Raw genomic sequence first — 20,663 nt, forward strand, 5'->3', positions numbered from 1 at the left:
AACTGTTTAGGTTGTTAGGTAAGCTTTTATTTTTTGAAATATTTTTCTAAACCTTTGACGATATCATTGGTTACTGTATTGCGATATTTACTAGAAGTAATAGCTTTAAAATCACGAGTAGAGTTGATATAACCCATTTCTAAAAGGACAGCTGGTTGTGTGTTTTCTCGAATAACTAAGAAATCACCAAAATCAATGCCGCGATTTTCTAATGGTAAAACACTAAATGTTTTATTGATACATTTAGCTAAGCGATATGATGTCTTTTTGTGATAGTAATATGTTGTAATTCCAGAAGCAGTATCTGCATCTGGAGCAGCGTCAAAGTGAATACTGATAAAGGCATCAGCATGATTTTTTTCCGCCACACGTGGAATCATACTTAATTTAACAAAAGTATCTGTGTCACGTGACATATAAACTTTAGCACCTTTTGCGCGTAATTTTTTGGCTAATTCAAGGCCATATTTTAAAGTGTAATGTTTCTCCATTTTATTTGTTTGTGAGAGGGCACCAGAATCGGAACCACCATGACCGGGATCGATTACAATTGTGGCATCTTTTAAACTAGTAATCTGGTTACGGTCTTTTTGGGCTAAAGTCCAATCAGGAACCCAACCATAATCCTCATTTTCAGTGCGGATTTTGACCCAATGATATTTACGATCTAAAACAGTCCCACGCGTATTTAAGGGTAATTCTTTAATTGTTTTATATTCCATCCCCGGTTTTTGATAAAGTTCAGTTTCGGGTTTAATGATTTGTACTTCTTGAAAATATAAAGAAGTTTTAAAAATTAAAATACCGATAAAACTAAAAATTAAAATGTATTTAATATAAACATTGAGGGGGATTTTTTTGAAGAAATTCAGCATAGTTTTAACTCCCCGTTGCTGTGAAAATTTATTAATCACTTCATTATATCAAAGAGCAAGCATAAGATGAAATTTTTCATGAATGAAAGGAGACAAAAGTTCGATAAAAAGTAGGCGTTGACTTGACTTTGCGGTCATTTATTAGTATTCTTTAAAGGAAATAAATAGGAAACCAATGATAAAAGATAAGTCGTTAGCACGCGAATTTTTTAGAGAGTGGAAGGTAGCTGGAAATTCCATAAAATTCGGTTAACGAAGACACTTTTTAGGTTGTATGAATCTCATACCGTTAGTTACGTTATCCAAAAGTTATAAAAAAGGTGGTACCGTGCTTTTGCGCCCTTGTTGAGGATTATTCAACGAGGCTTTTTTTATTTTAAAATGAAATTAGGAGGAAATTTAATATGAAATACCAACGTCCCAAAGGAACCCAAGATATTTTGCCTAATGAATCTGAAAAATGGCAATACGTTGAAACAGTAACACGTGAATTATTAACTAAATATCGTTATCAAGAAATTAGAACACCAATTTTTGAAAGTTTTGAAGTTTTCTCAAGAACATCAGGGGAAACATCAGATATCGTGACAAAAGAAATGTATGATTTCTATGATAAAGGTAAACGTCATATTACATTACGTCCAGAAGGTACAGCGGGTGTTGTACGTGCTTTTGTTGAAAACAAATTATTCGCACCAGAAGTACAAAAACCATTCAAAACATTTTACATGGGACCTATGTTCCGTTACGAACGTCCACAATCAGGTCGTTTACGTCAATTCCACCAAATTGGTGTTGAAGCATTCGGCTCAGAAGAACCAGCTTTAGACGTTGAAACAATCGCTATGGCTGTTTCCTTATTAAAAGAATTCGGTCTTAATAATTTAAAAGTGGCATTAAACACATTAGGTGATGCACAAACTCGCCAAGATTATCGCCAAGCGTTGGTGGATTATTTTACACCATTTGCGGCACAATTAAGTGATGATTCTAAAGTTCGTCTAGAAAAGAATCCTTTACGTATTTTAGATAGTAAAGATCCAGCTGATCAAGAAATCGTAGAAAATGCACCCGTAATTTTAGATTATTTAACACCTGAAGCGAAAGAACATTTTACAACTGTTCGTTCTTTATTAGATGCTTTAGGCATTGAATATGTTGTTGATACAGAAATGGTTCGTGGTTTAGATTATTATAATCATACAATTTTTGAAATTATGAGTGATTCTAAAGCTTTCGGCGGTAAGTGGACAACAGTGTGTGCTGGTGGCCGTTATAGTGGATTAGTTGAACAATTAGGTGGACCAGAAATGTCCGGTGTTGGCTTTGGTTTAGGTGTTGAACGTTTATTATTAATTTTAGATGCTGAAGAAATTCAACTTCCAATTGATAACCGTTTAGATGTTTATGTAGTCGGCATTGGTGAAGTAACTAATGAAGAAACATTGAAATTAGTGCAAGCATTACGTCAACAAGGTTTAATTGCAGATCGTGATTATTTAGGACGTAAACCAAAAGGCCAATTTAAATCTGCTGCGCGTTTAAATGCTAAATATACTTTAACAATCGGTGAAACAGAATTAGCTGAACAAAGAGCTAACTTGAAAAATATGGACGCTAAAGAAGAAATTAGTGTTTCATTAGCTGATTTATATACTGATTTTGCGGCTGTTGCTGAAAAATTAAATTAATTAAGGAGTTTATACAAAATGAAAAGAACAACTTATTGTGGTTTAGTTGATGAATCTTATATCGGAAAAGATGTTGTCTTAAAAGGTTGGGTTCAAAAATATCGTAACTTAGGTAACTTGATTTTTATTGATTTACGTGATCGTGAAGGTTTAGTGCAATTAGTTTTCAACCAAGAATCTGGTGAAGAAAACTTCCAATTAGCCAAAACATTAAGAAATGAATTTGTAATTGAAGTTCAAGGTAAAGTTGTTGCTCGTGATGAAGCAATGATTAACAAACGTATGAAAACAGGTAAAATTGAAGTTGAAGTTAATCAATTAACAATTTTAAACAAAGCTAAAACAACTCCATTTGAAATTAAAGATGATGTTGATGCAGCGGATGAATTACGTTTACAATATCGTTACATTGACTTACGTCGTCCTGAAATGCAAAAAGGTTTGTTAATTCGTAACAAAATTACTCAAGCGGTGCATAGCTATTTAGCAGAAAATGATTTTATTGATATTGAAACACCATATTTAACAAAATCAACTCCAGAAGGTGCGCGTGATTACTTAGTACCTTCACGTGTCTACCCAGGACATTTTTATGCTTTACCACAATCACCACAATTATTTAAACAATTATTAATGGGTGCTGGTTATGATCGTTATTACCAAATTGCCCGTTGCTTCCGTGATGAAGATTTACGTGGTGATCGTCAACCAGAATTTACACAAATTGACTTAGAAACATCATTTATGGACCAAGAAGAAATTATTGAAATGACTGAAGGTTTATTGAAACGTGTTATGAAAGTGGCGGTGAACTATGATTTAACAACACCAATTCCACGTATGACATGGGATGAAGCAATGTCACGTTATGGTTCTGATAAACCAGATGTTCGTTTTGGTATGGAATTAAAAGATATGGCAGATGCTGTGAAAGGTATTGGTTTTAAAGTCTTTGATATGGCTTTAGAAAATGGTGGTCAAGTTAAAGCGATTGCCGTTCCAGGTGGAGCTGATAAATATTCACGTAAACAAATCGATGCTAAACAAGAATACATCAAACGTTTTGGTGCTAAAGGTTTAGCATGGGTGAAAGTAACTGAAGAAGGCTTTGCTGGTCCAATTGCTAAATTCTTAACAAATGATGTTGAAGCTATTAAAGCAGCTGCTGAAGCTAATGTTGGCGATTTAATTTTATTTGTTGCTGATAAAGATAGTGTTGTAGCTGATTCATTAGGTTATTTACGTTGTGAATTTGCTAAAGAATTAGATATGATTGATAAAAGTCAATTTGCCTTTGTTTGGGTTGTTGATTGGCCAATGTTTGAATATAGCGAAGATTTTGGTCGTTATATTGCAGCACACCATCCATTCACAATGCCAAATGAAGAAGACGTAGAATTATTAGCGACAGATCCACATGCATGTCATGCACAAAGTTATGATATCGTCTTAAATGGTTATGAATTAGGTGGCGGTTCTATCCGGATTCATGAAAGTGAAGTTCAAGAAGCAATGTTCAAAGCATTAGGCTTTACTGAAGAAAGTGCGAAAGCACAATTTGGTTGGTTTATTGAAGCTTTAGACTATGGTTTCCCTCCACATGGTGGTTTAGCACTTGGTTTGGATCGTTTCGCGATGTTATTAGCTGGTAAAGAAAATATCCGCGAAGTTATTGCCTTTCCAAAGAACTCTAAAGCAACAGAACCATTAACAAAAGCACCTAGTGAAGTTGCACCTGCTCAATTAGCAGAACTTCATATTGATTTAGCTGAAACAGAAGAAAAAGCAGATTAATTAAATTACAACTAAAAAAGCTAGTTAAGTTCACTCCGTTTCAGGAGTACTTAACTAGCTTTTTAATTTATAATTATTTCGCCAGATTCAAATAGTTGCTGAGGTAATCAGCTAAACCATCTTGATCATTGGTAAGTGGGGTAATATCATTAGCGAGATTTTTTAATTCAGTTGTTCCGTTTTGCATCGAAACGCCCCAACCAACATAATCTAACATTTCTGTATCATTATGTTCATCACCAAAAGCAATAATATCTTCACGGGCAATATTGTAGTTATCGGCTAAGAATTTCACACCACGGGCTTTATTGATCCCTTTAGGTGAAAGTTCCAAAATAGAATAAGGTCCACCCCAGATACCAACATTAATGTAATCACCAAATTCTTTTTGTAATTTTTGGATGACATTTTGTTTGTTTTCCGGTTCAATCCACATTGTCATGGCGGATGGATCTTGGCGTAAGTTTTTCGCAGTTAAAAGTTGTTCTGGTTGAGTGATAACTGGGAAAAATTCATTCACGTTATTATTAACTGTGTCAGAAAGAACTAATGTTTTTCCTTCGGCAGCTGACATTTTGATACCTAATTCATTTCTTTTTTCGAGTAATTCGAAGACGATATCACGACTGAAAGTATCAGCATATTCTTTATTCCAATTTTCATGTGGGATATGTCCTAAGGCACCATTAAAGTTAATCATCGGTGTTTTAATACCTAAATCATCATAAAATTGTTGCGAAATACGGTAGGGACGGCCCGTAACGATCGAAACAATGTGGCCAGCTTGACTTGCGGCATGTAAGACTTCTTTTGTTCTGGGTGTAATTTCACTTTGACTATTTAAGGTTGTACCATCTAAGTCAATCGCAATAAGTTTTTGTTTCATAACAAATCCCTCCTTGTTTTAATTTCATTAGTTTAACATATTAACATAAAAAATAATCAATTACCAGTCTCTAAAAATGAAATTTGCTGAATTTTAAATGAAAGCTAAATTTTTAATTAAAACCAATTGAAAAAATCTGATAACTTTTAAACTCAGCAGGTAAGTGTTGTATAATAAGACTGTTAAAGAAAAATAGTATTATGAGAAATATTTAAATGGAAACTCTTCAGAAACGAAGGAGGAAATCAGTTATGATTAATGTGATCGAAAAAAAGATTAACGAAATTCCCGTATTAGAAGTTGTTGATGCTAATTTAGCGGATCAAGCCTTACCTTTAGTTGTGTTTTATCATGGTTGGACAGGTTGTAAAGAAAAAGTGATTGGTCAAGGATATGAATTAGCTAAACAAGGTATTCGTGCTATTATTCCGGATGCTTTATATCATGGTGTGCGTCAAGCTGGTCCATTCAATGAACATTTAATGGAGTTTTGGGAAATTATTATTAATTCATTGAAAGAATATCCAGAAATTGTGACTTATTATAGTGATCAAGGACTGGTGTTGCCGCATCAATTAGGTGTTGCCGGTTTATCAATGGGTGGGATTACTACTACTGCTTTAATGGCAAGTTATCCAGAAATTAATGCCGCTTTTTGCCAAATGGGGACAGCTAGTCCAGTTGCTTTTGCCCAAGAATTATTAAAAAATCTACCAGAAGTAACTGCAATTGCACCAGCTGAAATTAAAGATCAGCTAGCAACATTAGCTGAAATCGATTTGAGTTTACAGCCTGAAAAAATCAATGGACGTCCTTTACATTTCTGGCATGGTAAAAAAGATAGTGTTGTACCATATCAAGTTACGCGTGATTTTTATGAAAAACATCAAGGTCAAGCTGGTATGGAACAAATGACATTTATGACAAGTGAAACAAGTGGGCACCAAGTACCATATCAAGTCACAGTTGAAACAGCCAAAAGGTTTGCCCAAGATTTTAAAAATTAAAGGTGGAAAAGATGGCCGAAAGACGTGAATTAGAATTAATTAAAAATGATATCCTTGATAACCTCGAACAAGTTGATGATCCAGAATTAGGTATTGATATTGTGAATTTAGGTTTGGTCTATCAAGTTGATTTAAAAGAAAGCGGCTATTGCTTAGTTCAAATGACGTTGACAACAATGGGGTGTCCATTAACACATGTGATTGCGAACTCAGTAGAAGAAGCTCTTTTGAAGATTCCAGAAATTGATGAAGTCAAAGTTGAATTTATTTGGGAACCAGCTTGGAGTATTGACCGTATGTCACGTTATGCTAAATTAGCGCTTGGTGTACATTAAGGAAGAGACAGGAGAAGAATCGTGTTAAGAAGGAAGTTTGTCGTTATTATATATATTGCACTTTTGGCTTTTATCAGTGTTTTTACATTTTATAAGATTCAAGAACGTGATTATATTAATAAATTGAATAATAGTAATTTGTCATTAGATGCTTATAAAGTAACTTTTAAAGATAATCCGACTTTTGAGGATGTATTTAATAAGATTCATAATGACAAAAAAATTAAAAATATCCAAATGCATTTAACAAATCCGCAGCAACCACAAATTACTTATTTTTATGGAAAAGGTGATTTTGCAACACCACCAATGGATTCGGGAGATTTTTTCTCAGATGCTGATTTTTCTACGAATGTGAGCGTGGCAGTTGTTGGGAAAAATATTGTTAAACAATTATATACACCTAAAGATCAATCATATTTAAAAATGGGGAATAAATATATTCCAGTGATTGGTGTTATGGGTGATAAATATACATCAAAATTAGATAATAAAATCTTTTTAACATGTCCAATTAAAAAATCACAAGAGCTTCATTTAAAAGGATATCAAGTGAAGCTTGATGGTAAAGCGAAATTGGATCCAGATACTTTGAAAAAAGAGTTATCATTGACTACGGTTCAACTTGTAACACCGAAAAACATTTTAGTACCAAAACAATCATGGATTGGTAAACATAAATGGGAAGTTGTAGCCTTGGTGGCAGTAGTAATTGGTGTGATTTTTGAAATGGTAATTTGGATTACATTATCACGTAAACAATATTTAGAAGCGATATTTATGAATAAAACACCAGAAAGATTTGTTTTTGAACAATGGGAGTATTATGCATTATTTACAGGATTAGGTTCGATTTTAGGAACGCTAATTGGATTATTTAGTGTGAATTTAGAAACATATCGTTGGGTGTTAACGTATTTAGGTATCATATATATTTTGGCGAATATTTTATTCTATTTATTAATGCAAGCTAAAGTTAAAACGTTTAAAAAGAATTAGAGAGTTGGAGCGAAAAGGTGAAATTACCGAACGAATTTATTGAAAAATATACAAATTTATTCGGCGACGAAGCAGCAGCTTTTTTTGCTAGCTTGCAAGAAGATGTCGTTGAAAAAGGATTCCGATTAAATCCTTTAAAAAATCAATTTGAAAATGTCAGCTATTCTTTAGCAGAACCTGTACCATATGTTCCAACTGGTTATTATGGTAATGTTTCTGGTAAAAGTTTAGAACACCAAACGGGCTATGTTTATAGTCAAGATTTGAGCGCTATGTATGTGGCGGAAGTTTTAGATATTGAACCGGGTGATCGCGTACTTGATCTATGTGCAGCACCTGGTGGGAAATCAACACAATTAGCAGGGAAATTAAATGATACAGGTTTGCTTGTTAGTAATGAAATTAATTTAAAACGGGCTAAAATTTTGGCGGAAAACATGGAACGAACAGGGGCTAAAAATGTCGTTGTTTTAAATGAAAATCCAGCTAATTTAGCCAAGCATTTACCGGGCTATTTTGACAAAATTATTGTGGATGCTCCTTGTTCTGGTGAAGGGATGTTCCGTAAAGATCATAATGCGATTGATTATTGGCATCAAGATTATCCAGCGGAATGTGCTTTGAGACAACGAGATATTTTACAAGATGCGGTGAAATTATTAGCGCCGGGGGGACAATTAGTTTATTCGACTTGTACTTTTGCACCAGAAGAAGATGAACAAATCATTGACTGGTTAGTCACAAGTTATCCTGATTTTGAAATTTTACCGATTGAAAAATATCCAGGAATGGATCAGGGGATTCCGGCCGTTACACAGGATCAGAATCTGGAATTAGAAAAGACAGTCCGTTTAATGCCGCATCATTTCAAAGGTGAGGGACATTATATTGCTAAATTACAAGATACACGTACTAAAACAAGCGATGTCGTAAAATCACCTAAAGTGAAAAAGAAGAAAAATAAAAAGCAACAAGATAAGACTGTTCTTAGTAAAGAAGAATATCAATTATGGCAAGCTTTTCAAAGTGAGGTTGTACCAGCCTTAGCGTATGCACAACAAGATTTAAAAGTTTATGGTTCATACCTTTATTATTATTCTAAAAATTGGTTCTCATTAGATCAATTAAAATTTGTCCGTCCGGGTTTATTGTTAGGGACTTTTAAGAAGAATCGTTTTGAACCAAGTTATAGTTTAGCGGTGGCATTGAATCCAACTACTGAATGTGCTAAAACTATTACAATTACACGTGAAGAATGGGCAACTTATGTTTCCGGGAATGTTATTAATGTTTCACGTGATTTGCCAAATGGATGGTATTTATTGGAATGTGAAGGCAAAGCGGTTAGCTTTACGAAAGTTGTTCAAGGTGTTGCCAAGAACTTCTTCCCGAAAGGGTTACGCTTTAATGTTTAAATAAAAAAAGACTTGATAAAGTTAATTTAACTTTATCAAGTCTTTTTATTTTTGGATTTGTTTTTGAAAATTTAATAGTTCTGGCGATAAAATGTAGGGGACTTCGCGTAATTCGGCAATTGATTTACAACCAAGCAATAACATAATTTGTTTGATTTGCATGGTTAAATCAGCGATTAATTGATTTAATCCAGCTTCATCACTTTCTAAGAGGGTGTGTAAAAATAAACCAGAAATCCCCACATTATCTGCACCAAGAACGAGACATTTGACAATATCTAAAGCAGAACGAATCCCCCCGGAAGCTGTTAAGGAAAAATCAGCTTGGTATGGTTGCGCAGCAATTAAAGATTCTGCGGTTGAGAGTTGTAATTCATTCAAGAAAGCCAATTCTTTACGTTCCCGGCGTTCATTTTCAATAGATACAAAACTAGTTCCACCAGCACCGGCGAGATCAACATATTTTACGTTAGCCGCTTTGAGAACATCTAATCCGCGCGGAGTCATTCCAAAACCGACTTCTTTGACCAAAATGGGAACAGGGCTATTTTCGACAATGTTTTGAAGATTAGCTAACCAATGGAATTCCCGATCTCCTTCTGGCATAACGAGTTCTTGGCTCGCATTGAGATGGATTTCTAAAGCGTCAGCTTGAATTAGGTTAATGGCTTTAATTGCATTATGCAAATCATGTCCAGCACCTAAATTGCCTAATACAAATCCTGTTGGATTAACCTTTCTTAGTGTATCAAAACCGACGGGAGAATTTTCTTTTAAGGCGACGCTTAATGAACCAGTAGCCATTGGAATATCATTTTGTAATGCACAAAGAGCTAATTTTTCGTTAATTACAGTTGTATGTTGACTCCCACCTGTCATAGCGTTAATAAAAAAAGGAACAGGGATAGTGGTGTTTAAGAACTTGGTTTCTAAATTGATTTCATTTAATGAAAGTTCTGGTAAGTTCTGACTAATTAAACGAATTTGATCCAGTCCATTTTGACTCTTAGCTTGATACTGTTTTTCAGCGATAAAAACATGTTCATTTTTACGTTGGGCATGTAGACTTTTTTCCATAAAAAGCTCCTTTCGATTTAATTTAAATTCCAGACTTTAAAAGGTAAGACTTGAATTTGATTGGCTTCCCAAGTTTTTAATAAAGTATTTATTTTGGGATGTGATTTTTGAGTGAGGGCGATTCCACAGTCTCCGCCGCCAGCCCCCGATGATTTAGCGCTAATTTGATAATTAAGTGCCGTGCTGACTAATTTATTTAATAACGGTGTTTCGATTTCAACACCACTTAAGCGACTTAAAGTTAGTAAGGCTTGACGATTGTTTTGTAAGGCAGTAAAAATTATTTCATAATTACCATTTTGTAAACCAGTGATTAATTCCAAAACACTATTTTTACTAGCAGTTAAAAATTTTTGGTAAGCTGCAGGCTGAGCTAGTTGACTTTTTTTAATAGCTGCTACCAGTTTTTTGGAACTAGCAGGTGACCCCGTCCAACCAATTAATAAACTTAAATCAGCTGGAGGTGTTAGGGGGGTGATTTTTAAAGCTGGCCAATCGCTAGCTAATAAAGATGTGATAGTAGCTGATGTTTGTTGTCGTAACCAAGTACGATCAAATGAAGTATAAGCAATCCATCCGCCGTAGACACTAGCGGCGACATCACCTAAGGAACCATTACCTTGGACTTGATAGTGAGTCAGTGCAGCGATTTTAAAGATTTCTAATAAAGATAATTTGCAATTGTAAAATTTTAAAATTGCTTTAATAGTGGCAACTGTGACAGCTGCTGAGGAACCAAGTCCATATTTTTTACCAGCTTGCACTAATTGACTATCTAATGTTAAGCGATAATTTTGTAGTGGAATTTGTTGTTCTAAACAATATTGTTCGGTATTAATTATGGCTTGTTTGACGAAATTTAAATTCGAATCATCCGTGCTAAAGTGAATTGTTTCGATTTCCCAAAACCAAGTTAATTTGCTGGTAGGGAATTGTTCGGAAGTTACTTGACTGGCTGTTGCTGAGGGTGAAGCTGTTAAATTTGCAGTCACAAATTGATCAACAGCGACAATGACAGCTGGATAACCAGGTTCAACAACCGCATATTCACCAGCTAAATAGAGTTTACCTGGGGCTTTAACTTCAATCACAAAGCCACCACCTTTCTTTTATGCTTCGCAGCGAGCGATGATTTTGGCACCGGGACCGGCTGCAGAAACTAGTACTTTTTCTGGTGCAAATAAATTAGTAAGATAGTCACTAATTTTTTGCGTGTCTTGTTTTTGACAGATGATTTTCACATTAGGGCCGGCATCCATTGTGTAGTAACAAGGAATACCTTGGGCACGTAATTCAGCTACTGCATCCATTACTTTAATGCTATCAGGTTCGATATAACTAAAGTGTGGGGTTGCTGACATATTTAAAGCATGCATTTTCATTGCGTTACTTTCAGCAATTTCACCAACTGTTGTAAAGTCTCGAGCTTGAATAGCTGTTTTTATTTTTGTTAAATCAGCAGTCGTAGATTCGACCCAAGCAGGATAATAAGGTGAAGTCGCGACAACTGTTTGCATACCAGCACGAGAAGAGATTTTCTTTTCATTAGGATCTAAAACAATCGCAATCATTTGTAAATCCCAATCTACATCTTCTTCAAACGGTACGGCATAAGAATCTAAATCATTTGTTCCAGCTTGCCATTCGACGAAGCCACCATAAATAGAACGACTAGCTGAACCTGAACCACGGCGAGCTAAACGTGATAGATCTTTGCGGTCTAAATTCAGACCAGCAGCTTGGCTAGCAGCTAAAGCTAGAGCAGCATAGGCACTTGCTGAAGAAGCTAAGCCTGCCATAGTAGGGACATGGTTTGTGGAATCGATTTTTGCAAAAGTTGAAATATTAGCTAAATCACGGACAATATCCATAAAGTGACTAACTTTTTCATCATGATATGTTTTTCCATCTAAAGTGAAAATATCTTCAGTTAACGTAGAATCAAATTGAACAGTTGTATCAGTATAAAAATGATCTAAAGTTAATGAAAGTGAATTGTTCATAGGGATAATTAATTCTTGATTTTTTTTACCCCAATATTTAATTAAGGCAATATTTGTATGGGCACGCGCGGTAATTTTGGGTGATTTCATATTAATCTAAGCTCCTCTGTAAATTTTGAATCCAAGTTTGTTGCACACCAGCTTGTTTCATTTGGGTGGCGAGTTTTTCGGCAGTGGGCAGATCAGCAGTTAAACAAATCAAGCAACCACCACGACCGCCGCCGGTAATTTTACTTCCCAATGAACCATAAGTAAGGCTTTGGGCAATTAAATTATCGATTTCTGGTAAACTCACACCTAAAGCTGCTAAAGAGGCTTGCGCTTGCGTAAAAGTTTGTCCTAAAGCGTGGACTTGATTCGTTGCAAGTTGTTCTTTGGCTTGATAAGTTAATTTTTCTAAATTATCTAAATGAGCTTGTGCTGTTTGAGGATTATTAGTTAAATTATTTTTGACAATTTGGATTGCTTCTTTAGTTTGACCTAAAATACCAGTATCACAAATGACTAAATAACCATCTAAATTTAATTCTAACGGTTTAATTTCAGTGTTTTTAATCATCCAAATTGGCTGATCACTGGCACAAGTTGTTGCATCTAAACCACTAGGAGATTTATGCATGTAAGTTTCGGAAATATTTGCTAAACGAAGTAATTCATTGTTTGTTAAATCCCAATTAAAATAGTTATATAAGGCCCGAATGATAGCAATCCCAACTGCTGCAGATGATCCCATACCGCGTTCGTGTGGGATTTTACTAATGATTTTTAAATTAAGATCAGGCGTAGCAACTTGATGTTCAGCTAAAATTGTTTGAATTAAAAGTTTAATTCCGGTTAGTTTTTCTGGGATTTGTGTCAAAGGACCAGTGTAGTAGTCGCTAAGTAAAGCGAGTCCTTGACCAGGTTGATTTGGTGTTATTTGAACGGTAATTGTTAAAGTGTTCAAAGGCAAAGCAATGGCTGGTTTATTATAAACAACTGCATGTTCACCTATTAAAATCGTTTTGGCATGACTTGTACCCAGGATATTTTTATTTTTCAAATGTAAAAAATTCTCCTTTATCAATAACTAATTTAGCTATTAAGCAAGTTAAATTATACACAGAAAACGAAATCCACTCAAACTTATTAAAGAAAAGGATCTTGAATTTAGTGATTTTTTATAAAAATATAACTAATTGATGAAAAATAGCATAAAGTAATAGTAACTAGTTACTATTACTTTAGGAGGAACGTTTATTAATTAACGGTAACTTACATAATTTCAGAGTTAAACAAGTGATAACAAGAAGCTAATTTAATTTAAAGCGGAGTATATAAAAATAAAGTGAGGTATGCTAAAATTTAAGAGACTTAGGGGGCGAAATTTAAGTATATGAAAGTAAATGAAACATATGCGGTTGTTGATTTAGAGACAACCGGAACAGCACTTAATGGTAAAGAACGAATTATTCAATTTAGTTGTGTTTTTATTAAAAACAACAAAATTAGTAAAACTTTCAATACCTATGTGAATCCACAAATGAAAATCCCGACAGAAGTTCAAAAATTAACCGGGATTACTGATAAAGATGTTAGAAAAGCGCCTCTATTTGAAGATGTAGCCGGAACGATTTATGCTTTATTACAAGATACAATTTTTGTGGCGCATAATATTGAATTTGATTATCGCTTTTTAAATTTGGCGTTAGAACAAGCTGGTTATCCTGAATTAGATTTAGTTGGAATTGATACTGTACAATTAGCCAAAATTGTTTTACCAACCTTACCAACTTATCGTTTAACTAACTTGGGTGAATATTTAAATATAAAAAATGAAAATCCACATCGAGCTGATAGTGATGCTAAAGTTACTGCGGAAATATTTTTGCTTTTATTAGAAAAAATCAAAGAATTTCCCTTACCTTTGTTACAAATGTTGAGCCAGATGGGGAATAATTTGCTTTATGATACCGGACGTTGTTTTCGCAAAGCGTTTCATAAGAAAGAAAAGCAAAGCGCGACATTGCCAGCTGATTTAGTTGTAGTGGACGATTTAGTCTTACAACGTTTATCCAACCAAGAACCAGCACCAAGTAAACAACCGCAACCTTATTTGTACGATTTAGCAGCTAAAGCAGAATTGTTCCAATCTGAATTAGAGATTCGAAAAAATCAAGTGATGTTAATGGATGATATCGCTGAATTTTTTGAACAAGAAATTACTGAAAAAATTATTTTAGAAGCACCAACTGGAATCGGAAAGACTTTGGGATATTTATTGCCACTTGCGTATTTAACAACGAAAGGCAAAAAATTCGTAATTAGTACAGCTACGACAGCTTTGCAGCAACAGCTCTTAGAAAAAGATTTCGTGCAATTACAAAAATTATTACCATTCTCAGTGCAAGCTGTTTCTGCTCAAGGAAGTCAAAATTATCTTGATTTAGCGAAGTTTCGAGCTTCATTACGTTTGCCACATAATAAAAATACTCGTTTATTACAGATGCGTATTTTAGTGTGGTTAACGCAAACTACAACGGGGCTGTTTTCTGAATTGAATTTAACTACATTGCAAGAACCATTGTTTAAAGAAGTCGCACATAAAGGTCCACAAAGCATTCAAAAAGGTGATGTCTTTTATGAATATGATTTTGTTCGGCGTCAAGAACAACAAATTAAACAAGCTGATTTAATTGTGACGAATCATGCTTATCTATTAAGACATGCTGATCAGTTAAGTTTAGAAGCAAGTGAATTAGTTGTTGATGAAGCACATAATTTAGCTCAAGTCGCGAATTTGCATAATCGTCAAGTTTTAGATTTTGATCAAATTAAGATTATTAGTGATACGATTTTAGTGAAAATGGAATCACAAATTAATTATTCCTTTGCGCAATTAGTTGACTTAGGCTTTTTAACTGAGGCTCAATTACAACAATTATTAAAGAATTTACGTGTGATTAATCGGTTAGTCCCTGATTTACGTTTGAAATTTCAAGAACGTTTTATGCAAAAACAAATGAAATTCCAAGGTGATGAATATTTAGAAGTTATTTTGGATAAGAATAAATATTATGGTTTCTTGAAAAATAATTGGATGACTATTAGTAAAGTCCAAAAAGCTTTAGCGAAAACAAAAGCTTTAAAACATGAAATGGAATTAAAATATATTCAAGTTCGGGGTCAAGGTTTCTTTGATCATCAAGCGGTCTTATTATTGGCTGATTATTTTAAATTGATTGAACGTTTAAATCGCGCTTTAAAAGGATGGCAACAATTTGATTTAGAGAATTTAGAAGAACAAGAACAAGTGATGTTATGGTTGAGTTTATCTGCCCAAAGAGAAAATGCTCATTTAAAATTACAGTCTGCTGTGTTAGAGGGACAAGATTATTTAGCACCTGAATTATATAATTATTTCAATCATACATTATTGATAGGGGCGTCTTTGTTTTTACCACAAACAAAAGAGTATCTCTTGAAGCAACTTGATTTGCCGTTGAATACTAAAATAAAAAAATATCCTAGTTCATTTAATTATCAAAAACAAGCACTTGGTTTGGTAGTGACAGATGCACCGAATATTGGTGAAATGAATGAAGAGGATTATTATCAAGAAATGGCTGAAATTTTAAGTGATATTGTGAAACATAATCCTGTACAAACTTTGATTTTGTTTAATTCATTAGATGCAATTCGGAAAGTTTATAGTTATATGATGCAAACAAATGATTTTAGTCGGCAAGAGATTTTAGCGCAAGGTGTGACCGGCAGTGTTGAAAAATTAAAGAAACGTTTCTTATTAGGTACGAATAAACATAAAGTTTTATTAGGAACCGGAAGTTTTTGGGAAGGTGTCGACCTACCAGGTGATGCATTAGAGTTATTAATTGTTGTGAAATTACCATTTCAAGCGCCAAATACAAGCTATAATCGAGTTCGTTATCAAAAAGTTACTAACCAAGGTGAAAGTGCTTTTTATAAGATTGCATTACCAGAAGCTATTATCCGTTTGAAACAAGGTTGGGGACGTTTATTGCGGAATAATCAGGATTCAGGAGCGTTTATTTTATTAGACCCACGTTACTGTGCGAAAAATTACGGTAAGTATTTCAAAGCTGCTTTTCCTAATGAATTTAAACTCCAAAAAGTTCAAAAAGAGCAAGTGAATCGTAAATTAAAAGCTTTTCAAAAGAAATTAGCAGCTACAAAGGAAGCATGATGAAATGAATTTATGGATTACCGGTTATCGCAGTTATGAATTAGGTGTATTTCAAAATAATGACCCAAAAGTTGCCATTATTAAAAGTGCTTTGAAAAAAGCTATTATTAATCAAATTGAACAAGGTTTTCAATGGGTCTTAACGGGAGCGCAATTAGGGATTGAGCAATGGACGATTGAAGCTGTTTTAGAATTGAAACCAGAATATCCGGAAATTAAAATTGGTGTCTTGACACCATATCAAGCATTTGGGAGTAATTGGCAACCAGAAAAACAAGCTCATTTAGCACAATTGTGTAGTCAGGTAGATTTTTATGAAGCGATTAGTCAACAACCGTATACGTCACCGCAACAATTTAAAAATTATCAACGTTTTATGCTTGAACATACAAGTAGTGCGTTATTAGTCTATGATCCTGAGTATCCAGGGAAAAGTGAGTATGATTATCGAGATTTACAAGAGTTTAGTCAAGAAAATGACTATCAATTGTTGTTGATTGATATGTATGATTTGCAAGAAGCGGCTCAAAATTTTCAAGAAACAGATTAAGAATTATTAAAATGATTTGCAAACTAGTTATTGTTTGCTATAATTAGATATGTTATGGACAATTTGATCCATTTTAGATAAAATGAGGTGCAATTTCTATGGAAAAAGTAAATCTTACGCCTAAAGATATTGTCAAAAAAAGTTTTAGCACTAAAATGAGAGGTTATGACCAAGACGAAGTGGACGCATATTTGGATTTAATCATTCAAGATTATGAAAAATATATTAAAGAAACACAACGTCTTCAAATGGAAAATGACCGCTTGTTAAGCAAAGTCGATGAATTAACGAAGCAACTTGCTGTCAGCAAAACGGGTAATACAACACGTCCTGCTGCTAGCACAACTAACATGGACATTTTAAAACGTTTATCGAATTTAGAACGACATGTATTTGGTGCTCAAGTTAATAACGACGAAGGCAATCGTTTTTAAAAACCAATAATATATAAGTCTCAGGTAATCGCGGTTTATATTTTTTCGAAAATATAGGCTGAGGAAAGTCCAAGCTTGCACAGGCTGAGATGCTTGTAGTGATCGTACTTGCTGAAAAAATAAGGCAAGATACCTTTGTACAAAGGTAATGGCAGATAAAAGAGCTAAGGCTAAAAGCTATGCTCGAGTAGTCTTGAAAAGTGCCACAGTGACGAAGCAATTTAGGAAACTGAATTGGTGGAACGCGGTAAACCCTGCGAGCAGGTAACCCAAACTTTGGTAGGGGCGCTTCATGACGGAAATGAACTAATCATGGGGGCGAATATTTATATTCGGAGATAGATGATTACCACGTAATTAAACGAACCTGGGTTTAGTTACGGACAGAACGTGGCTTATCGAGGCTTATATACAGGCAAGCTAGGATATTAGTTTACTCTAATTATCCTAGTTTTTTATTATATAAATTAAATAATCTTAAGGAGATTAATGAATGAAACAATATAACTTAATTGCAACGGCAGCTGCCGGAATCGAAGCAATTGTCGGCAATGAATTACGCCATATGGGCTATGAAACACAAGTTGAAAATAGTCGAGTGCGTTTTAAAGGTGATATTAGTGATATCATCAAAACCAACTTATGGTTAAGAACAGCCGATCGTATTAAAATCGTGATTGCTGAATTTGAAGCCAAGACTTTTGATGAATTATTTGAAAGAACAAAAGCTTTAAACTGGAGTGATTATTTACCATTAGATGCGGAATTTCCAGTATCTGGTAAATCACAAAAATCAATCTTACACCACGTGCCAAGTGCGCAAGCGATTGTGAAAAAAGCAATTGTAGCTAAGATGAGTCAAGTGTATCATCGTAGAACACGTTTACCAGAAACGGGTGCAAAATTCCCAATCGAAGTGGCAATTAACAAAAATAAAGTTATTTTAACACTTGATACGACTGGAAGTAGTTTGTTTAAACGAGGTTACCGGGTAGATAAAGGTGGCGCTCCATTGAAAGAAAATATGGGGGCTGCATTAGTTTTATTAGCACGTTGGTATCCAGATAAACCATTTGTTGATCCAGTGTGTGGTTCTGGTACATTACCGATTGAAGCAGCCATGATTGGTTATAATATGGCACCGGGCTTAAATCGTAAATTTGTGTGTGAAGGATGGAATTGGATTCCTAATGAATTAATTGCACAATTACGTCAAGATGCGCGCGATCAAGCGAACTTTGATATTGATTTAGATATTAGTGGTTATGATATTGATGGTCGCATGATTGAAATTGCAAAACAAAATGCTAAAAACGCCGGCTTAGAAGGTAAAATCTTCTTCAAACAAATGGCTGTGAAAGATTTTAAAACAGATAAAGAATATGGTGTTATTTTAGCTAACCCACCTTATGGGGAACGTTTAAGTGATCAAGAAAGTGTTCATGTTTTATATAAAGAAATGGGTGATGTTTATCGTCCAATGAAAACATGGAGTAAATATATTTTGACAAGTGATTTACAATTCGAACAATATTATGGTGAAAAAGCGACAAAACGTCGTAAATTATACAATGGTTCTTTAAGAACAGATTTATTCCAATATTGGGGTTTACGTAAACCACGTCCGAAAAAAGAAGATTAATTAAAGTTGATAAACAACTGTGAAACCAAAAGGTGGAGCAGTTGTTTTTTTATTTAAGGGGTAATTGCTAGCGGAAAGAAAAGAATAGTAATACAATAAAGTGTATTTTAAAAGGAGGTCGGTTTTATGGACGAAAAAACAGTGCAAGTCCGTAATAAATGGATGATTTTAGCGATTTTAGCTTTAGCTGTATCCATTATTGTAATTGATGGAACGATCATCAATGTTGCTTTACCGGTGATTATTAAAGATTTACATTTGAATTTTACTAATGCAGAATGGATTATTACTTTGTATTCGTTGATATTTTCTTCGTTATTAATTACAACTGGTCGGATTAATGATGTCTTAGGTCGTAAGAAACTGTTGATTATCGGTGTTGTCTTTTTTATTATCGGTTCTATTTTAGCGAGTTTATCACATGGAATTGAAATGATGTTAGTCGCTCGTTCAGTGCAAGGGGTTGGTGGTGCGATTGTTTTACCAACTACATTATCAACCGTGAATACTTTCTTTAAAGGTCATGAAAGAATTATCGCTTTTGCTGTTTGGGGATCGGTTATTTCCGGTATGGCTGCCGTTGGACCACTATTAGGTGGGATTTTTACAACGTATTTAAATTGGCGTTGGGTCTTTTGGATTAATTTACCAATTGGTTTATTAATTATTATCGGGGCATTAATTTATATTCCTGAAAATTATGGGGAAAAATGGGAAGGTAAATTTGATATTTTAGGCTTTTTACTTTCTGTTATTTCGTTTGGTTCATTAGTTTATGCTTTGATTGAAGGTCGTAATTATGGTTGGATCTATGCTAAAGAAGCTAGTCAAGCCATCGATGGACTCTCCAGAATTCCTTATTTATTATTGCTGGGAATTATTATTTTGATTTGTTTAGTTTTCTGGGAAAAACATTTAATCAAACAAGGAAAATCACATTTGATTTCTTTGAATTTGTTTAAAGTTAAAAGTTTTTCAATCGGAAATTTAATTGCTTGTATTGTGGCAATTGGTGAATTTGGTTTGTTATTTGTTTTACCATTATTTTTACAAAATGTACTCTTCTTATCAGCGATGCAAGCAGGGTTATTATTATGTTTATTAGGTGTCGGGGCCTTTTTTGCAGGAGGTTTTGCAACACCATTTGTTAAAAAAACTTCACCAGCGATTGTAGTTTCGACTGGTTTATTATTAGAAGCTTTAGCCTTATTAGGATTCTTCTTAACGATTAAAGTTAATACAAGTACTGTTTGGATTGCTGCTTGGTTAATTGTCTATGGGATTGGTTTAGGCTTTGCTTCTGCGCAATTAACTTCGATTGTGATGCGTGATGTTCCGGATGAAAAAGCCGGGCAAGGCTCTTCCATTCAATCGACTGTTCGACAATTAGGTTCTGCTTTAGGTGTCGCAATTATTGGGACGATTTTTGTCAGTTTCTTATGGCAAGACGTTCCCGGTTCTTTACGCGATATTCCGAATTTACCGCCTAAAGTTGCAGTTCAAGTAGAAAATTCAGTTATTAATTCAGCTGGATCTTCGATTGTGGCTTTGAAAAATGATCCGCAATATACTGCTATGTTACCCGAACCAGTGCGAAATCATTTAGTGAAAGATTTAAGCCAAACATTTACTAAAAGTGTTGTAAAAGCGATTGGTGTTAGTTCGATTATTTTATTTATGAGCTTCTTATTTACATTTTGGTTACCTAAGAAAAAAACAGAATAAATTAATTAAGAGTCACGTTTTTACGT

At 34.2% G+C, this 20,663-nt stretch carries 17 protein-coding genes and 1 other RNA gene; 12 read left to right on the plus strand and 6 right to left on the minus strand.

What is annotated here, in order from left to right; translation table 11 throughout:
- Positions 1-26 precede the first annotated feature (26 nt).
- The gene (locus G540_RS0104285; RefSeq protein WP_152973856.1) at positions 27-872 is read right to left on the minus strand and encodes an N-acetylmuramoyl-L-alanine amidase; all 846 of its coding nucleotides are present in this window, start codon (positions 870-872) and stop codon (positions 27-29) included.
- 407 nt (positions 873-1,279) lie between these two features.
- Between G540_RS0104285 and hisS the strand changes: the two genes are divergently transcribed.
- On the plus strand, positions 1,280-2,566 hold the full coding sequence (gene hisS / locus G540_RS0104290; RefSeq protein WP_027107053.1) for a histidine--tRNA ligase: 1,287 nt from the start codon (positions 1,280-1,282) through the stop codon (positions 2,564-2,566).
- Between the two features lie 18 nt (positions 2,567-2,584).
- Entirely contained in the window at positions 2,585-4,360 is a 1,776-nt protein-coding gene (gene aspS / locus G540_RS0104295; protein ID WP_027107054.1) for an aspartate--tRNA ligase, read from the plus strand.
- A 73-nt stretch (positions 4,361-4,433) separates the two neighbouring features.
- Here aspS and G540_RS0104300 read toward each other — a convergent pair whose 3' ends face one another.
- Positions 4,434-5,246, minus strand: coding sequence for a Cof-type HAD-IIB family hydrolase (locus G540_RS0104300; RefSeq protein WP_027107055.1), 813 nt, complete (start codon positions 5,244-5,246; stop codon positions 4,434-4,436).
- 251 nt (positions 5,247-5,497) lie between these two features.
- On the opposite strand from G540_RS0104300, the gene G540_RS0104305 reads away from it, so the two are divergent.
- Genes G540_RS0104305 through G540_RS0104320 form a run of 4 tightly spaced genes read left to right on the plus strand, consistent with a single transcriptional unit; the run spans position 5,498 to position 9,002 of the window.
- On the plus strand, positions 5,498-6,253 hold the full coding sequence (locus G540_RS0104305) for an alpha/beta fold hydrolase (protein WP_027107056.1): 756 nt from the start codon (positions 5,498-5,500) through the stop codon (positions 6,251-6,253).
- An 11-nt stretch (positions 6,254-6,264) separates the two neighbouring features.
- Positions 6,265-6,588, plus strand: a complete 324-nt coding sequence (locus tag G540_RS0104310) for a metal-sulfur cluster assembly factor (RefSeq protein ID WP_035463604.1) — start codon at positions 6,265-6,267, stop codon at positions 6,586-6,588.
- A 21-nt stretch (positions 6,589-6,609) separates the two neighbouring features.
- The gene (locus G540_RS0104315; protein ID WP_027107058.1) at positions 6,610-7,587 is read left to right on the plus strand and encodes an ABC transporter permease; all 978 of its coding nucleotides are present in this window, start codon (positions 6,610-6,612) and stop codon (positions 7,585-7,587) included.
- Positions 7,588-7,604: 17 nt separating this feature from the next.
- A complete protein-coding gene (locus G540_RS0104320) occupies positions 7,605-9,002 on the plus strand; it encodes an RsmB/NOP family class I SAM-dependent RNA methyltransferase (protein ID WP_027107059.1) in 1,398 nt (465 codons plus the stop codon).
- Positions 9,003-9,047: 45 nt separating this feature from the next.
- On the opposite strand, the gene fni is transcribed toward G540_RS0104320, so the two are convergent.
- From fni to mvk, 4 genes are read right to left on the minus strand one after another with little or no spacing between them, the layout of a single operon-like run.
- Positions 9,048-10,079: a type 2 isopentenyl-diphosphate Delta-isomerase gene (gene fni / locus G540_RS0104325; RefSeq protein ID WP_027107060.1), complete on the minus strand. Its 1,032-nt coding sequence runs from the start codon at positions 10,077-10,079 to the stop codon at positions 9,048-9,050.
- Positions 10,080-10,096: 17 nt separating this feature from the next.
- Positions 10,097-11,170: a phosphomevalonate kinase gene (locus G540_RS0104330; protein ID WP_027107061.1), complete on the minus strand. Its 1,074-nt coding sequence runs from the start codon at positions 11,168-11,170 to the stop codon at positions 10,097-10,099.
- 18 nt (positions 11,171-11,188) lie between these two features.
- A complete protein-coding gene (gene mvaD / locus G540_RS0104335; RefSeq protein WP_027107062.1) occupies positions 11,189-12,172 on the minus strand; it encodes a diphosphomevalonate decarboxylase in 984 nt (327 codons plus the stop codon).
- Position 12,173: 1 nt separating this feature from the next.
- Positions 12,174-13,124 (minus strand): mevalonate kinase, encoded by a 951-nt coding sequence (gene mvk, locus G540_RS0104340; RefSeq protein ID WP_027107063.1) that lies wholly within the window; start codon positions 13,122-13,124, stop codon positions 12,174-12,176.
- A 333-nt stretch (positions 13,125-13,457) separates the two neighbouring features.
- Here mvk and G540_RS0104345 point away from each other — a divergent pair, with 333 nt between their 5' ends.
- The 6 genes from G540_RS0104345 to G540_RS0104365 all read left to right on the plus strand — a co-directional run bounded on the left by G540_RS0104345 (position 13,458) and on the right by G540_RS0104365 (position 20,637).
- Positions 13,458-16,286, plus strand: a complete 2,829-nt coding sequence (locus G540_RS0104345) for a helicase C-terminal domain-containing protein (RefSeq protein ID WP_027107064.1) — start codon at positions 13,458-13,460, stop codon at positions 16,284-16,286.
- 4 nt (positions 16,287-16,290) lie between these two features.
- Positions 16,291-16,836 (plus strand): SLOG family protein, encoded by a 546-nt coding sequence (locus tag G540_RS0104350; protein ID WP_027107065.1) that lies wholly within the window; start codon positions 16,291-16,293, stop codon positions 16,834-16,836.
- 98 nt (positions 16,837-16,934) lie between these two features.
- Positions 16,935-17,270: a cell division regulator GpsB gene (gpsB, locus tag G540_RS0104355; protein WP_027107066.1), complete on the plus strand. Its 336-nt coding sequence runs from the start codon at positions 16,935-16,937 to the stop codon at positions 17,268-17,270.
- A 16-nt stretch (positions 17,271-17,286) separates the two neighbouring features.
- Positions 17,287-17,673: RNase P RNA component class B (rnpB, locus tag G540_RS07345), an RNA gene on the plus strand.
- 90 nt (positions 17,674-17,763) lie between these two features.
- A complete protein-coding gene (locus tag G540_RS0104360; protein WP_027107067.1) occupies positions 17,764-18,912 on the plus strand; it encodes a THUMP domain-containing class I SAM-dependent RNA methyltransferase in 1,149 nt (382 codons plus the stop codon).
- A gap of 126 nt (positions 18,913-19,038) precedes the next feature.
- The gene (locus G540_RS0104365) at positions 19,039-20,637 is read left to right on the plus strand and encodes an MFS transporter (protein WP_027107068.1); all 1,599 of its coding nucleotides are present in this window, start codon (positions 19,039-19,041) and stop codon (positions 20,635-20,637) included.
- Positions 20,638-20,663 lie beyond the last annotated feature (26 nt).

This window comes from Ligilactobacillus ceti DSM 22408 (assembly GCF_000423245.1).
GTDB classification, from domain to species: Bacteria; Bacillota; Bacilli; order Lactobacillales; family Lactobacillaceae; genus Ligilactobacillus; species Ligilactobacillus ceti.

What these genes read in the sequence shown, in the direction of transcription:
- hisS (WP_027107053.1), top strand. Translation starts at nt 1,280, where the DNA reads ATGAAATACCAACGTCCCAAAGGAACCCAAGATATTTTGCCTAATGAA.
- aspS (WP_027107054.1), top strand. Translation starts at nt 2,585, where the DNA reads ATGAAAAGAACAACTTATTGTGGTTTAGTTGATGAATCTTATATCGGA.
- G540_RS0104300 (WP_027107055.1), bottom strand. Translation starts at nt 5,246, where the DNA reads ATGAAACAAAAACTTATTGCGATTGACTTAGATGGTACAACCTTAAAT.
- G540_RS0104305 (WP_027107056.1), top strand. Translation starts at nt 5,498, where the DNA reads ATGATTAATGTGATCGAAAAAAAGATTAACGAAATTCCCGTATTAGAA.
- G540_RS0104310 (WP_035463604.1), top strand. Translation starts at nt 6,265, where the DNA reads ATGGCCGAAAGACGTGAATTAGAATTAATTAAAAATGATATCCTTGAT.
- fni (WP_027107060.1), bottom strand. Translation starts at nt 10,079, where the DNA reads ATGGAAAAAAGTCTACATGCCCAACGTAAAAATGAACATGTTTTTATC.
- mvaD (WP_027107062.1), bottom strand. Translation starts at nt 12,172, where the DNA reads ATGAAATCACCCAAAATTACCGCGCGTGCCCATACAAATATTGCCTTA.
- G540_RS0104345 (WP_027107064.1), top strand. Translation starts at nt 13,458, where the DNA reads ATGAAAGTAAATGAAACATATGCGGTTGTTGATTTAGAGACAACCGGA.
- G540_RS0104350 (WP_027107065.1), top strand. Translation starts at nt 16,291, where the DNA reads ATGAATTTATGGATTACCGGTTATCGCAGTTATGAATTAGGTGTATTT.
- gpsB (WP_027107066.1), top strand. Translation starts at nt 16,935, where the DNA reads ATGGAAAAAGTAAATCTTACGCCTAAAGATATTGTCAAAAAAAGTTTT.
- G540_RS0104360 (WP_027107067.1), top strand. Translation starts at nt 17,764, where the DNA reads ATGAAACAATATAACTTAATTGCAACGGCAGCTGCCGGAATCGAAGCA.
- G540_RS0104365 (WP_027107068.1), top strand. Translation starts at nt 19,039, where the DNA reads ATGGACGAAAAAACAGTGCAAGTCCGTAATAAATGGATGATTTTAGCG.